The sequence below is a fragment of the Pseudoalteromonas fuliginea genome (genome assembly GCF_000690055.1).
GTDB classification, from domain to species: domain Bacteria; phylum Pseudomonadota; class Gammaproteobacteria; order Enterobacterales; family Alteromonadaceae; genus Pseudoalteromonas; species Pseudoalteromonas fuliginea.
In genome coordinates, this window is the sequence record NZ_JJNZ01000081.1 from 16124 (window position 1) to 29620 (window position 13497).

13 protein-coding genes are annotated in these 13497 nt (G+C 39.0%); 7 read left to right on the forward strand and 6 right to left on the reverse strand.

The genetic code is table 11. The features are described 5' to 3' along the window. Positions 1 to 64: 64 nt before the first annotated feature. From speA to DC53_RS02250, 4 genes are all read left to right on the forward strand, one after another. Positions 65 to 1945 (forward strand): biosynthetic arginine decarboxylase, encoded by a 1881-nt coding sequence (speA, locus tag DC53_RS02265; protein WP_033031794.1) that lies wholly within the window; start codon positions 65 to 67, stop codon positions 1943 to 1945. A 61-nt stretch (positions 1946 to 2006) separates the two neighbouring features. Next, entirely contained in the window at positions 2007 to 2879 is an 873-nt protein-coding gene (yihG, locus tag DC53_RS02260) for a 1-acylglycerol-3-phosphate O-acyltransferase, YihG family (RefSeq protein WP_007376435.1), read from the forward strand. Positions 2880 to 2909: 30 nt separating this feature from the next. Next, entirely contained in the window at positions 2910 to 3830 is a 921-nt protein-coding gene (gene yihG / locus DC53_RS02255; RefSeq protein ID WP_007376436.1) for a 1-acylglycerol-3-phosphate O-acyltransferase, YihG family, read from the forward strand. Then, positions 3827 to 5086, forward strand: coding sequence for a mechanosensitive ion channel family protein (locus tag DC53_RS02250; protein WP_007376437.1), 1260 nt, complete (start codon positions 3827 to 3829; stop codon positions 5084 to 5086). The genes yihG (DC53_RS02255) and DC53_RS02250 overlap by 4 nt, the downstream gene beginning before the upstream one ends. Here DC53_RS02250 and chrA read toward each other — a convergent pair. The 5 genes from chrA to DC53_RS02235 form a co-directional block, all read right to left on the reverse strand. Continuing rightward, positions 5043 to 6197 carry a chromate efflux transporter gene (chrA, locus tag DC53_RS02245; protein WP_033031795.1) on the reverse strand — a complete coding sequence of 385 codons (1155 nt, stop codon included), beginning with the start codon at positions 6195 to 6197 and terminating at the stop codon, positions 5043 to 5045. The two genes, DC53_RS02250 and chrA, sit on opposite strands and share 44 nt — an antisense overlap. A 203-nt stretch (positions 6198 to 6400) precedes the next feature. Further along, positions 6401 to 6898 (reverse strand): hypothetical protein, encoded by a 498-nt coding sequence (locus tag DC53_RS0120760; protein ID WP_131649239.1) that lies wholly within the window; start codon positions 6896 to 6898, stop codon positions 6401 to 6403. A 387-nt stretch (positions 6899 to 7285) separates the two neighbouring features. After that, a complete protein-coding gene (locus DC53_RS22205) occupies positions 7286 to 7432 on the reverse strand; it encodes a hypothetical protein (RefSeq protein ID WP_157847570.1) in 147 nt (48 codons plus the stop codon). Positions 7433 to 7760: 328 nt separating this feature from the next. Then, positions 7761 to 8390 (reverse strand): DUF6058 family natural product biosynthesis protein, encoded by a 630-nt coding sequence (locus tag DC53_RS02240; protein WP_008138756.1) that lies wholly within the window; start codon positions 8388 to 8390, stop codon positions 7761 to 7763. Between the two features lie 192 nt (positions 8391 to 8582). Next, positions 8583 to 9083 carry a hypothetical protein gene (locus tag DC53_RS02235; RefSeq protein ID WP_008138757.1) on the reverse strand — a complete coding sequence of 167 codons (501 nt, stop codon included), beginning with the start codon at positions 9081 to 9083 and terminating at the stop codon, positions 8583 to 8585. 405 nt (positions 9084 to 9488) lie between these two features. On the opposite strand from DC53_RS02235, the gene DC53_RS02230 reads away from it, so the two are divergent. Next, entirely contained in the window at positions 9489 to 10121 is a 633-nt protein-coding gene (locus tag DC53_RS02230) for a YiaD family glycine zipper/OmpA-like lipoprotein (RefSeq protein ID WP_033031797.1), read from the forward strand. Between the two features lie 195 nt (positions 10122 to 10316). After that, the gene (locus DC53_RS02225; RefSeq protein ID WP_033031799.1) at positions 10317 to 11024 is read left to right on the forward strand and encodes a hypothetical protein; all 708 of its coding nucleotides are present in this window, start codon (positions 10317 to 10319) and stop codon (positions 11022 to 11024) included. A gap of 41 nt (positions 11025 to 11065) precedes the next feature. Here DC53_RS02225 and DC53_RS02220 read toward each other — a convergent pair whose 3' ends face one another. After that, the gene (locus DC53_RS02220) at positions 11066 to 12844 is read right to left on the reverse strand and encodes an ABC transporter transmembrane domain-containing protein (protein ID WP_033031801.1); all 1779 of its coding nucleotides are present in this window, start codon (positions 12842 to 12844) and stop codon (positions 11066 to 11068) included. Between the two features lie 88 nt (positions 12845 to 12932). Between DC53_RS02220 and DC53_RS02215 the strand changes: the two genes are divergently transcribed. Further along, on the forward strand, positions 12933 to 13340 hold the full coding sequence (locus DC53_RS02215) for a DUF3224 domain-containing protein (RefSeq protein WP_033031803.1): 408 nt from the start codon (positions 12933 to 12935) through the stop codon (positions 13338 to 13340). Positions 13341 to 13497: the final 157 nt, after the last annotated feature.

A 13497-nucleotide genomic window follows, 5' to 3' on the forward strand; every position in this document is an offset into this window, starting at 1 on the left:
AGCCTAGTGGATAGTGACGTATTAAAATGCGCCTTTATACCTAATTGACTAAAGAAGAGTTGCCATGACCTGGGGTTTAGAAACAGCACGCGCCACTTATAACGTTGCTCATTGGAGTGATGGTTATTTTGATATTAACGCACAAGGCGAACTGGTGGCTTACCCAGATGGCGACCAAGCAAAACCGGCCATTTCTTTAACGCAATTAACTGAGCAGTTTAAGCAACAAGGGTTAACGTTGCCGGTTTTAGTACGCTTTACCGATATTTTACAAAATCGTGTAGACACACTTACTAACGCGTTTACGCAAGCGCGAGCAAATCGTGAATATAACGGTAAATACACCTGTGTTTATCCAATTAAAGTAAATCAGCAGCGTTCTGTAGTAAGTAAACTATTAGCGCACCCAAGCGGACTTGTTGGCCTAGAAGCAGGCTCAAAGCCAGAACTTATGGCTATTTTGGGCGTAGCAAAAGAGCCAATTACTATTGTGTGTAACGGCTATAAAGACAGTGAGTTTTTACGTTTAGCGTGTATTGGTCAAGCAATGGGCCACAGCGTAAAAATTGTGGTAGAAAAGCTTTCAGAACTGACCACACTACTTGAAGAAATAGACAACCTAGGCATTGAACCTGCTATTGGTATTCGTATTCGCCTAAACTCAGTAGGCAAAGGCAAGTGGCAAAACACCGGTGGCGAAAAAGGCAAGTTTGGTTTAACGGCAGGCCAAGTACTAAGTGCTGTTGAAGTGCTTAAAAAGCATAATAAGCTGCACTTAATGCAAATGGTGCATTTTCATATTGGTTCTCAAATTGCCAACATTCGTGATATTCACCGTGCTTTGCGTGAATGCGCACGCCACTTTGCTGAGCTTACGCAATTAAACGTACCGTTAAATACCGTTGATGTGGGCGGCGGCTTAGGCGTTGATTACGAGGGCTCTGGCTCACGCAGTGCGTGTTCAATGAACTACACAGTAGAAGAGTACGCACGTAATGTAGTGAATGCATTTGCAGACGTGTGCGACCAACATAACCTTACCCATCCGGCTATTATCACCGAATCGGGACGTGCTTTAACGGCTCACCATGCGGTATTAATTACCGATGTAATAGACGTAGAAAAAGCGCCAAATCATTTAAATCCAGAGCCACCGCTTGAAAATAGCGCATTAGTGCTTGATGAAATGTGGCAGTGTTTACAGCGTTTAAACCCGCGTATGGCATTAGAGATTTATCACGACGCTATGCACTTATTTAGCGAAGCGCACGATCAGTACGTGCATGGCTTAGTAAGCATGCTAGAGTGGGCAAAAATAGAGCAGCTTTATTTTACTATTTTACATCGTGTACGTGCATCGCTTAGTAATAACGCGCGCGCGCACCGTGAAGTGCTCGATGATTTAAACGAAAAGTTGGCCGATAAACTCTTTGTTAACTTTTCATTATTTCAGTCATTGCCTGATGTATGGGGTATTCAGCAGTTGTTTCCGGTGATGCCAATCGAAAATTTAACTCAACCATTGACTCAGCGCGCGATTATTCAAGATATTACCTGTGACTCTGATGGGCAAATCCGTGAATACGTTGAAGGTGCTGGTATCGAAACTAGCTTACCCATTCCAGAATATAAACATGGCGAGCAATACCATATTGCGATGTTTATGGTGGGCGCATATCAAGAGATTTTAGGTGATTTACATAACCTATTTGGTGATACCGATTCGGTGCATGTAGAGCTTAACGACGAAGGTTATGTGTTAACCAATGCCATAAAAGGTGATAGCGTTAAGGATGTATTAAAGTTTGTTGACTATGATAGCGCTATTTTAGCTGACAACTTTGCGTACCAAGTTAATAAACTTGATGTATCGACGCAGTGTAAACAAGGTTATTTAGCTGAGCTTAATGCAGGCCTTGAAGGTTATACCTATTTTGAAGATTAATTTGTAAGCAACTGAAAGCGCAGTATTAGTTGCTGCGCCATGTTTAAAGGAAGTAGAAGTAATGTCAGTTATTCGCGGTGTACTTAGTATTATTTTGTACGCAATAAACACACTCTTTTGGTTTGTGCCTATTTTTATTTGTGGGCTTATAAAGCTTATCCCTATTAAGCCACTGCAAAAATTAATGAGCTGGGTTGCTAAACAATGTGCAACTATTTGGGTGACTTTTAATAGCTTAAATCAAATGTTATTTACGCCAACAAAACTTAACGTAACTGGCCTTGAAGAACTAAAACTAAAAGATTGGTACCTAGTAATAGCAAACCACCAAAGCTGGGTCGATATTTTAGTATTACAGCGCGTGTTTAATCGTAAAATTCCATTTTTAAACTTCTTTTTAAAAAAGGAGCTTATTTATGTGCCCATTTTAGGCTTGTGTTGGTGGGCGCTTGATTTCCCGTTTATGACGCGCACGAGTAAAAGCCAATTAAAAAAGAATCCAAAGCTGCGTGGTAAAGACTTAGAAACTACGCGTAAAGCCTGCGAAAAATTCAAAGAGATGCCAGTAAGTGTGGTTAACTTTGTTGAAGGCACTCGTTTTACTACGCAAAAGCATGCGCGCCAAAATAGCCCGTTCCCACATTTATTAAAACCAAAAGCGGGCGGTATTGCTTTTGTAATGCAAGCAATGGGCGAGCAAATTACTAAAGTGGTTAACGTCACAATTCATTACCCCGATGGCATCCCTACTTTTATGGATTTTGCTGGTGGTAAGGTAAAAAATATCAACGTACACGTGGAAGTAAGGCCGGTAAGCGAAGAGCTTATTGGTGACTACACCGGTGATTCTGAATTTAGAATTCGCTTTCAAAGTGAGTTAAATCGTTTATGGGAAAATAAAGAGCAAACATTGCAATCGCTCGAAAAACCATAAAGAAAAGGTAAAAAATATGAGCTTACAGTTATGCTAAAAAAGTGGTTACCAAATTGGCTTAACGGCTTAATTGTAGGCTGCGTGTTGTTTTCTAATGTCATACTTTTTGGCTCGCTGGTATTAATGCTGGGTCTTATTAAGTTATTGCTTCCTTTACCTATTGTTAATTCTATATTGCACAGCGCTTATCGTGGTTGGTGTAACGGCAATCGTTTAGGGCTTTGGTTAGGTTGCCCTAATATTGTGGTTGATATAAGTGGCGACTTAAACTCAAAACGTTGGTATTTACTGATTTGTAATCACGCGAGTTGGTTAGATATAACCGTACTTAGCTCATTACATGCTTTGCCTGCCCCTAAGTTCTTTTTAAAAGATGAATTAAAATACGTTCCTTTTATTGGCACTGGTGCGTGGGCTATGGGTATGCCGTTTATGAAACGGGTAAGCAAAGCGCAGCTTGCTAAAAACCCTAAACTCAAAGGGCTTGATGTAGAGCGAACTAAACATAGCTGTCGTAATTTCCGTCATCATCCTACTACCATTATTAATTTTGTTGAAGGTACACGCTATACGCCAGCCAAACATAATCTGCAACAAAGTCCTTTTAAGCATTTATTAAAACCCAAAGCGGGCGGCATTGCTTTTGCGCTTGAAGTATTAGCCGATCAATTTGATGCCATGCTTAATACAAGTTTAGTATATAGCGGCAAAACAGATCATGTTTGCCGTAACTTGTTGAAAGGTGAGTTAGATTCTATTTATGTTTCAATAAACGTAATGCCCATTAATGACAATATGCAGGGCAGCTATCAAAGCGATGACGTATTTAAAGTTAATTTTCAACATTATGTGAATGAGCTATGGGTTGCCAAAGATCAGCAGCTTGCCGATATTTATGCTCAACAAGATTTACCTGAACCACAAATCAGTAAGGAAATTGAAACACTATGACCAACACCCACCTACAGGAGTTAATTACTCCTTGGTTTGATAAAGTGCCCGATGCAGATTTCCTGAGCTCAATTACAGCTACTGCGATTGGCGTATGTTCTCTATTAGTACTGTATTTATTTACGCGTCGTTTAATGTTGCCAGGCATTCAAAAAATAGTAACTAAGCTTTCTCCCGAGCGGATTGGTGCACTTTCTCCAATGTTAACCAAGCTCAACAAACGTATTGCAGGGTTGCTTTGTTGTGTTTTATTTTTAGCGACCTTCGACAGTGTTTATCCGGTTAACGAATTGGCCGCCGAAATATTAAAAACGGTGGGGCAGGCTTTATTAATTATCTACGTCGGCTTTATTATAAGCAGCATAGTGAGTATTGCTGGCGCTATTTATAACCAACTTGAATTTGCTCGTGAAGTACCTATTCAGGGCTTAATTCAGGTTGTTAAGCTAATCACCTTTATTGTGTGTGCAATTTTAATTGTGAGCATTTTTCTTGAGAAGTCACCCACTTATATTCTCTCTGGTTTTGGTGCTATTGCTGCGGTTACATTATTGGTATTTAAAGACACCATATTAGGCTTTGTAGCGAGCATTCAAATAGCTGCAAATCGTTTAGTAACGTATGGTGATTGGATCCAAGTAGAAAACTACGGCGCCGATGGCGAAGTGATTGATTTGGGTTTAAACACTGTGAAAGTGCGTAACTGGGATAATACCATCACAACTATTCCAACTTATATGTTGGTGGCGGGCTCGTTTAAAAACTGGCGCGGAATGCAAGAGTCGGGCGGTAGGCGTATTAAACGTTCACTCAATATTGATATGCACAGTATTTGTTTAGTAAGTGATGAGTTTAGAAAGCAAATTGATGCGGCTATTCCGCTACATGACTATATCCGAGTAACGACACTACCTGCGCAAGTTTCTAATTTAGGGCTGTTTCGTCGCTATGCTGAAGGCTATTTAAAGCAGCACAGTAAAATTAATACGTCGCTTACGTTAATGGTACGGGAGCTGCAACCATTAAACCATGGTTTGCCTATTGAGTTTTATTGCTTTAGCGAAGATAAGCGCTGGATTTCGTACGAGCATTTACAAGCCGAAATAATGGATCATTTACTTGCGGTATTACCCGTGTTTGGGCTTAGAGCGTATCAAAGTGTAAGTGGACAATTAAGCCCACCTAACGAGCAACAAACAGATAAGCCAACATTTAGAGTGATGGCAAATAGTGTTGTAAAAGACCCACAGCAATAAATAAAGCTAAGAGCCACCAAATAGGTGGCTTTTTAAATCGCAGCCATGCAAATGTAATTATTACTAACGCAACTTGCCAAAAGTTATGTACAGCCGATGTCCAAATTGGCGAATACAATGCGGCCGCTAAAAAACCGACTACCGCGGCATTAAGCGCCGCTATTGAGCTTGCAAAACGTGGCTTACTTGCCAAATTAATCCAACTCTTCTGAAACGCCAGTATAAGTAAAAAACCAGGCATAAATATAAGCAGTGTAGCTATAAGGCCACCCACTAGAGGTTGCTCAGTAGTAAGTTGTGCGCCTAAGTAAGTAGCAATAGTAAACATAGGCCCGGGCACTGCCTGCGCGCTCGCGTAAGCACTTAAAAACTGATCACCACTCAATGCTGGTACGCCAGCTTGAAGTACCGGCAGTACTACGTGTCCGCCGCCAAACACCATTGCACCCGCTTGGTAAAAAGGGGTAAACAAAGCAAACTCATGCCCTAGTGGAATAAAGCTAACACCAAGTAAGAGCGCAAATAACCCCAGTGCAATCCAATTAATATTACTTTTTGTACTGCTAGCATCTTTTGCTACTGTGCCAAGTTTTAATAAAGGCCATATAGCACCTATTGTGGCAGCGGTGATTAAAATTGCTATTTGAGTTCCCATCATTGGAAATAACACCAAAGCAAGTGTACTCATTACCGCAAGTAACTTAAGCGCAGCACTTGTACAAAAGCTTTTAGCCATACTAAGTGTTGCATCAGCGACTATAACAACGGCAAATAACTTTAAGCCTGCAATAATAGCAAAGTAAATAGCGTCAAACTGATGGGCACTGATAGCTAGCAGCATCATTATTAAAAACGAGGGTAGCGTAAAGCCTAAAAAAGCAGCTATACCACCAAGTACCCCAGCCCGCTCAACACCAATCGCAAAACTAACTTGGCTAGAGCCTGGCCCTGGCAGTGCTTGGCTTAAACTAATAAGCTGCGCGTAACGGGCACTAGTTAGCCAATTTAATGTATCTACAAAGTGGCGCTTAAAGTAACCTAAATGCGCAGCAGGGCCGCCAAAGCTCATGCACCCTAGTAAAAAAAACTGTCTAAAAATAGCAATTAACATTGCGATCATATCCTTTGTGAAATTCATTAAATTGTCACAAGGGAGTATGACATTTTTATTAAAATGGCACATTAGTTAGCGTATATAACTTAAAGTGCGCTGCTTTAAATTAAATAAGTCTATTTTTATTTGTCAGACATTGCTAAAAGTGCTCTTTATGCATACACCTCTAATTCAGAGATCAAATAACGAATGCTAATACATTAAACCGCATTTACCTCAGTAAATTTTAAGCCTTTCAGGTTATGCTGTTTCACCAAGTCATATAGACCGTCCTTTTGATCTGTACAAAAGGTGAAAATACCGGCTCCCTTAACTTTGAATAATCCACTCTGTTGTATAGCACCTTTACTGAGGACTAACTTTTTAAAGCGCCTTACCCTGTTAACACGGCCATTTTTAAAATTTAACTCTGTATGCTCTTCATTAATAGCTACTTGCTGACCTAAGATATTTAATGCAAACCAACTCTCACCATTTAAGTTTAATGGTAAAAACTCACAACCCCCCTTTAACGTAAGCTCAAATACTTTTTGTAAAGCAATAGGTATAGCGAGCGACATAGCCCCCCATGCAGCTATATCTGGTTTGTTAGTCGGGGTTTCACCTTCAACTACCAACCAATCAACATCTACAGGACGCCAATTATCATTTTTTGGCGTACCGTCGAAAGTAAAAATATCGTTGTTTGTTAACTGCATAGATTGCTCAAACATCGTTTCTTGTAAAAGTAGATATTCACCTGCATTAACGCTAACAGCTTAGATTTTATCAAAATTTTCCATTAAATTACCTTAGTACTATGTTTGAAATTTCGTCATGTATTGGGAAGTCACCACTTTGTAGTTCGCCACCAATACCTTTAAGCAGTTCAATATGTAGAAGCTCAAAAAAAAAGGGATTAACATTACGCTAGGCAATGGCTACTTAGCTTTATAAGGTTTGTGTCATTAAGAGGTATTTGGAGCAATATTCATTACGGGAGGTGAACCGCCCATTGACTTCCTGTTAATAAAAAGCGCATGATGAGTGGTGTGAATGTTAGAGACCTTCGGCTACCCGAATAGTTGTTTGACCGAACCACACAGCTATTTATTTTCACCAGAATCCTTAATATCATTTAACATATCTTGATAATCATCTTCTGTTTTAGGGCCAATCACACATGAATCTTTTGGATGCTCTTTATCTAAAGCTTTCTCGGATTTTTTATGTATTTCGCTTTGCTCGCGCATAGATTCAATATTATCTTCTAATATTTACATTGCTTCTTTTTCATTCATTCATTCATTTAGTTAACCTCAGTTGTAATATTCAATTTGTTTTTCCTATTCTTATAGTCTGAACGCTCATAAACCTCAACAAGCTTACTGATTCACCGGATTACTAATTAAACAGGACATATCAATTAAACAGAAAACACAATTACACGGACATCTATACTAAATTTTGTTTAATGAGTGATGCTTGGGTAAAAATGTAAAAGGAGATGAACTTTTAGCTTAAAAAGCAAATTAACAGCACAATATTATTTGTACAATTAAAGTGGCTGTCTAGTTTAATTCATTTCAGTTTATATTCACGTCGAACTTCATCAATTAAACGATGCCTAGAGCTCTTAAGTCGCTCATGTGGTGCAAACATAGAGCTAGATTTATCTAATAAATTAACCGCTTTAGTTAATTGTTCAAGATCTATTTTTTCTTTATTTAGTTCTAGAGTTTCACTAATTTGCAATACAGCTAACTCTTTACCTGCTATATCTTCAGGAAGTCCAGACTTTGTACATAAGCCATAAATGCCGTTTAAAAAATGGCCCCATTCTTCTTCAATATGTAATTCAAGCTTTGAATTAACTTTTGCATTATTAGAAGCAAACCCAGCTTCTTTTAACTCTGATATTGACTTGGAATATCTTTGGGTAAAAATAGGGAAAACATCTTGAAGATTAGCGGTTACCTTAAGCATACCAATCCATGATAAATATCCTTTAGCATAATATTCAATTTCGTTTTGGTTATTAAATTCACCAAAGAATGAATCGCTAGAATAATTTAACGATAATTTATATGAACAGGTTGGCATTACTTTTTTTTCTTGAAAATAAGAAAGCTCAGCTTCACTAATTTTGGTTAAATTAAGTAATTGTTGTTTAGTATAATAGTTTTCATTTAGGTAATTGATAAGATCCATTTACGAGGATACTCCTTGAAAGCTCTAACAAGCTTGTGAATTAACGCGTTTTTATTTATAAACGAACCAATTAGAGTGGCTGTCTAGTTTATTTTCTATTCATTACGGGAGATGAACCGCCCATTGCAGTTCTCGCTAATAAAAACGCATGATGGGGCTGGAGGTTAGAGACCTTTGGCAACCCGATTAGGCTTATTGGTAGATAGTTTCTCTTTTTGAAACCAAACAAATATTATTAGCCGTGCCTTGTGGGGATAGGTAATAATTAGCACCGCCAGCATTTTTTAAAACTATAGTTTTGTCATTTAGTGTACCCACAAACTCCATATCTTTATATGTTTTTTCTCTTGCCATTAAGCAAGACTTTGCTAGTGCAAAGGTTTCAACATAGTAAGTGTCACATTTACCGTCAGAGTTAATGCTTGCAATTACTGATACATGAGAATCGCCATCTGTATATCCTTTTGAAGAAAGTGAAGAGTACATTCTGTTATCAGCAGCGTCTTTATTCCATGTAGCATGAGAACCATGTGCTTTTTTATCTATGATAAAGTTAGATATGTGTTCTATTTGAGGAATACAGCGTTTAACACCTTTCTCTTTTGCCATACTTACAACTGAATTGTCTTCCGCTAGAGCATTTGTTGCTAAAAAAGATAACCCAAGAAAAGTACCGATTAACCTAAAATTCATTATAACTCCCTAGTTTGATTTTAATATTGTAAGCCTAACAATTAATAGTTCACTCATCGCGCATATTTGTGCCGATAAAACGCTTATTTTAGTTTTAACAAATTACCTAAGATATTACTATTACTAAGTTTTCTATTGTCTTTGGGCAAAACTAAATGAAGCAATATGCGCGCTTCGTTCATTTTGTGAATATGTAAGCAACAGTTTGACTATTCAATTAGTTATTATATTTTGACAATATCAATGTTCGCTTATCGCTCATGGTCGCTTACCAGATGAACTTTAAACCAAGTCCCAATGACTGTAAGCGTTGGTACGAACTGCTACATTTTAACACTCTCTTCATAGTTTGTTCATACGTGTATTTGCATACTCCTGCTAAATTCTTATTGAATAGGTAACATCATGACTTTAACTAAATCACTTTTAAGCGTAACCGTATTAGCTGTATTGTTTTCAGGTTGTGAAATGAATAACGCAGGTAAAGGCGCAGCAATTGGCGCTGCCGCAGGTGGCGTATTAGGTAAAGCTACGAGTAACCATAAAGATAAACGCTTTTTTATTGGTGCAGCAATAGGGGCACTTGCGGGCGCTGCTGTTGGCGACTACATGGATAAACAAGAAGAAGCATTTCGTGATGAACTAGCGGGTTCGGGCGTTGAAGTTGTGCGTGAAGGCGACAACTTACGTTTGGTTATGCCATCAAATATTACCTTTGCGACGGATCAATCTTATATTTCATCAGGTTTTAACGACACGTTAAATGCGATTGCAAAAGTAATGAATAAGTACGAAAAAACTTACCTTAGTGTAGAAGGGCATACTGATAGCACAGGTAAAGATAGCTACAACATGAACTTGTCGCGCGAGCGTGCACAAAGTGTAAAAGACTATTTAGTGAATCAACAAATTATGGCTGCACGAGTTAGCACTAAAGGCTATGGCGAAACTCGTCCAATTGCGACTAATAAAAGTGCAAATGGTCGTGCTCAAAACCGCCGCGTAGAAATTCAGATAGTGCCTAATACGCAAGGTTAGTTTGTAATTTATCAGATGGCTTCCTACTGCAAGCAAACTCAACGTAGTTAACGTTGAAAATAGTGACTTGAGATAGTTTATTATTCTCAGTTGAAGTTGGTTATAAACCGCGCTAATGCGCGGTTTATTTGTTTATTTAATGGCACTTTTAAACCGGTTAGCTGTCATAACTAGTTCTTTCATAGGGACATATTTATGGCAAAGTGGCGTTCGACAATTATTTTATCAATACTTTTACATGGATTATTGTTGTTTTTTTTAGCAACTTTAAAGGTACCTGAAATAAAGCAGCCGCAATCACCGCCAATTAAGGCCTATATAGTAAGTGTGCCAGCCAAAATTAAAGCAACACAGCAAGCGCCTCAACAGAGTGTTAATAAAAGTGTACGCATAGAAAAAAAGCCAAGTGAGCCGGTAAATAAAACAGTATTAAAATCAGTAAGCTCTTCTAGTAAAAAAGCAGAAAAAACGGCTGAACCGGTAAACTCCACTATAACAAGCTCGACCACAATAAATGCCCACTCTGCAGAATTAACGCCATATAAAAAAATCGACTTACAAAAAGGCCTTAATCGTATTTTACAGCAACAAATAGGATCTTTACCTGCTAGTACAACCTCTACTGGTACAACAGCTGATGAATACGCAACGGTAAAGAGGATCACAGTTCCAAAAGTACACTCTGCAACGGTAAAACCACTATTACAAATAGAGCAGCAAAGTATGCAATCTACTACCTATCGTAAAGGTGATACCTGTTTTAAAAAGGTGTTTATTGGCGCAGGCGTTATGCCAAAAAATGAATTACCAGATAGTTATTTAACCGCAGGGCAATTGTGCGGTAAAACTAAGTTAACAGAGGCTTATGATGCGGCTATGAACAAATGGTTTAGCAAAAAGTAGCAGCAAAGCCGCTGCTACTTTAATTAATTACTTGTACCAGCTCAATCTTTATTAAACTGTAATTCACATAGTTTTTGATACAGCGGATTGCTGGCTAATAACGCTTGGTGAGAACCCGTTGCTATTATTTCCCCATTTTCCATTACCACAATCACATCAGCATGTTTTACCGTGGCCAGCCTATGGGCAATTATTAACGTTGTTCTGTTTTGCATTAGGTGTTCAAGTGCCGCTTGTACGTGGTGCTCACTTTGTGCATCTAGTGCGCTGGTGGCTTCATCAAGAAGGAGTATTTCTGGGTCTTTTAATATAGCGCGGGCAAGCACAATACGTTGCTTTTGCCCACCAGATAACCTAACGCCTTGCTCGCCTAAAAAGCTGTGATAGCCTTGTGGCAACTGTTTTATAAACTCATCGGCGTGGGCGTGTTTTGCAGCGGTATACACTTGCTCATCGGTTGCATTTGGGTTGCCGTAGCGGATGTTATGCATTACGTCGGAGCTAAATAAAATAGGGTTTTGCGCTACCATGCCCATTTTATTACGCAGAGTATTAAGCGATAAATCTTTAATGTTTACATCTTTAAATTTAATGGCTCCGCTGGCCGGATCGTAAAAACGTTGTAGCAATTCAAATAATGTAGTTTTACCAGCGCCGGAAGGGCCAACAATAGCCACAGTTTGGCCTTGCTCGATATTTAGGCTTATTTTATTAAGGGCACTTACGTCGGGGCGAGAAGGATAGTTAAAGCTAATGTTTTCAAGCGCAATTGCAGGGCTGCTACTTTCTTGCAGTAAATTACTATCTTGTGGGTTTAACGGGTTTTCTATTTCACTTTTAACAGCAAGTAACTCAAGTAATCTTGCAGCCGCGCCTGCTGCTCGTTGTAGTTCGCCATACACTTCAGCAACGGTAGCCACCGACATTGCCACCATAATAGCGTAAAACACAAATGCACCTAACTCGCCGCCGGTCATAGTACCCGCAAGTACATCGTTACCACCCACCCAAAGCATTGCGCTAATGGCACTAAAGGTTAAAAAAATCACTACGGCTATTAAAAACGAACGTTGTTTGATACGTTTTTTAGCCACGTTAAAGGCTTTTTCGGTCTCGAGTGCAAAGGCATGTTGCTCTTGTTCTTCGTGGCTATAGCTTTGCACTACTTTAATATTTTGTATGATTTCGCCTGCATAGGTACTTATGTCGGCAATAGCATCTTGGCTAGAACTTGCTAGTTTTCGTACCTTGCGACCAAATATCATCATTGGGACAAGTACTAGCGGCACACAGGCCACAACCACTAAGGTGAGCTTTAAATTAGTAAATAACAGCATAGCAAGCCCACCAATCAGCATAAGTACACTGCGCAACGCCATTGAAAATGATGAGCCAATAATTGATTGTAGTAATGTGGTGTCGGTGGTTAAACGCGACATAAGCTCGCCACTGCGGTTTTCTTCAAAGTAGCTAGGGTGTAGCGTTACAATACGATTAAACACGGCTTTTCGAATATCGTTACTTACTCGTTCGCCAATCCACGACATTAAATAAAAACGGCTAAAAGTGCCTACTGCTAATAAGCTGATTAAACCAATAAGTACTAATACGGCCTGCTGTAATTGGTCCTTTGATCCTGCAATAAAGCCATGATCAATAACAAATTTAACACCTTGCCCTAATGACAAGTTAACGCCTGCGGTAACTAATAACGCAGCTAGGGCGGCGACTACCATCCATTTGTACGGTTTAATAAACGCAAAAACAGGTAATAAACTGCTAAATGCAGCTTTTTCGGCTATAGATGTTTCTTTTGACATAGTGGATTCTTTTTGAAGGTTAAGGTATAGATATGGCATCATCGAATTAAAAATCAATAGTATTAAATATCATCAATAAGGATTCGTTATGACTACAAATATAATAAACGGTGAATTTACAGTCACTTTAGCGCCCATTGAAGGTTATGCCAAAGGGCAGCAAGGCATTAACTTAGGACGCATGTCGATAGATAAAACATTTAAAGGTAGCTTAAATGCCACCAGCCAAGGCGAAATGCTTAGCGCCATGACACCTACGCAAGGCAGTGCCGGTTATGTTGCCATAGAGCAAGTGTTAGGTGAGCTTGACGGCAAAAAAGGCAGTTTTGTATTACAGCATTTTGGCACTATGGATAAAGGCCAAGACAGCCTAATTTTAAATGTAATTCCCGACTCAGGCACTGGCGAACTTGAAGGCTTAAGCGGCAGTATGAAAATTCGTATAGAGCAAGGTATTCATTACTATGACTTTGAATATACTTTAGATAGTGAATAACCTCAATTCTGGATAATAAATCTATCTTGAGCAGCTATTTTCAGCGCTAACTGCGTTGAATTTACTTGCAATAGGCCCGCTATTGACGCGTAAATTCGCCTTGTTTTCACTGAAAATCTCTGGCTAGAGAAAATAAATTTAAATATCACCATGATTC

What these genes read in the sequence shown, in the direction of transcription:
- speA (WP_033031794.1), top strand. Translation starts at nt 65, where the DNA reads ATGACCTGGGGTTTAGAAACAGCACGCGCCACTTATAACGTTGCTCAT.
- yihG (WP_007376435.1), top strand. Translation starts at nt 2,007, where the DNA reads ATGTCAGTTATTCGCGGTGTACTTAGTATTATTTTGTACGCAATAAAC.
- yihG (WP_007376436.1), top strand. Translation starts at nt 2,910, where the DNA reads ATGCTAAAAAAGTGGTTACCAAATTGGCTTAACGGCTTAATTGTAGGC.
- DC53_RS02250 (WP_007376437.1), top strand. Translation starts at nt 3,827, where the DNA reads ATGACCAACACCCACCTACAGGAGTTAATTACTCCTTGGTTTGATAAA.
- chrA (WP_033031795.1), bottom strand. Translation starts at nt 6,197, where the DNA reads ATGTTAATTGCTATTTTTAGACAGTTTTTTTTACTAGGGTGCATGAGC.
- DC53_RS0120760 (WP_131649239.1), bottom strand. Translation starts at nt 6,898, where the DNA reads ATGCAGTTAACAAACAACGATATTTTTACTTTCGACGGTACGCCAAAA.
- DC53_RS22205 (WP_157847570.1), bottom strand. Translation starts at nt 7,432, where the DNA reads ATGCGCGAGCAAAGCGAAATACATAAAAAATCCGAGAAAGCTTTAGAT.
- DC53_RS02240 (WP_008138756.1), bottom strand. Translation starts at nt 8,390, where the DNA reads ATGGATCTTATCAATTACCTAAATGAAAACTATTATACTAAACAACAA.
- DC53_RS02235 (WP_008138757.1), bottom strand. Translation starts at nt 9,083, where the DNA reads ATGAATTTTAGGTTAATCGGTACTTTTCTTGGGTTATCTTTTTTAGCA.
- DC53_RS02230 (WP_033031797.1), top strand. Translation starts at nt 9,489, where the DNA reads ATGACTTTAACTAAATCACTTTTAAGCGTAACCGTATTAGCTGTATTG.
- DC53_RS02225 (WP_033031799.1), top strand. Translation starts at nt 10,317, where the DNA reads ATGGCAAAGTGGCGTTCGACAATTATTTTATCAATACTTTTACATGGA.
- DC53_RS02220 (WP_033031801.1), bottom strand. Translation starts at nt 12,844, where the DNA reads ATGTCAAAAGAAACATCTATAGCCGAAAAAGCTGCATTTAGCAGTTTA.
- DC53_RS02215 (WP_033031803.1), top strand. Translation starts at nt 12,933, where the DNA reads ATGACTACAAATATAATAAACGGTGAATTTACAGTCACTTTAGCGCCC.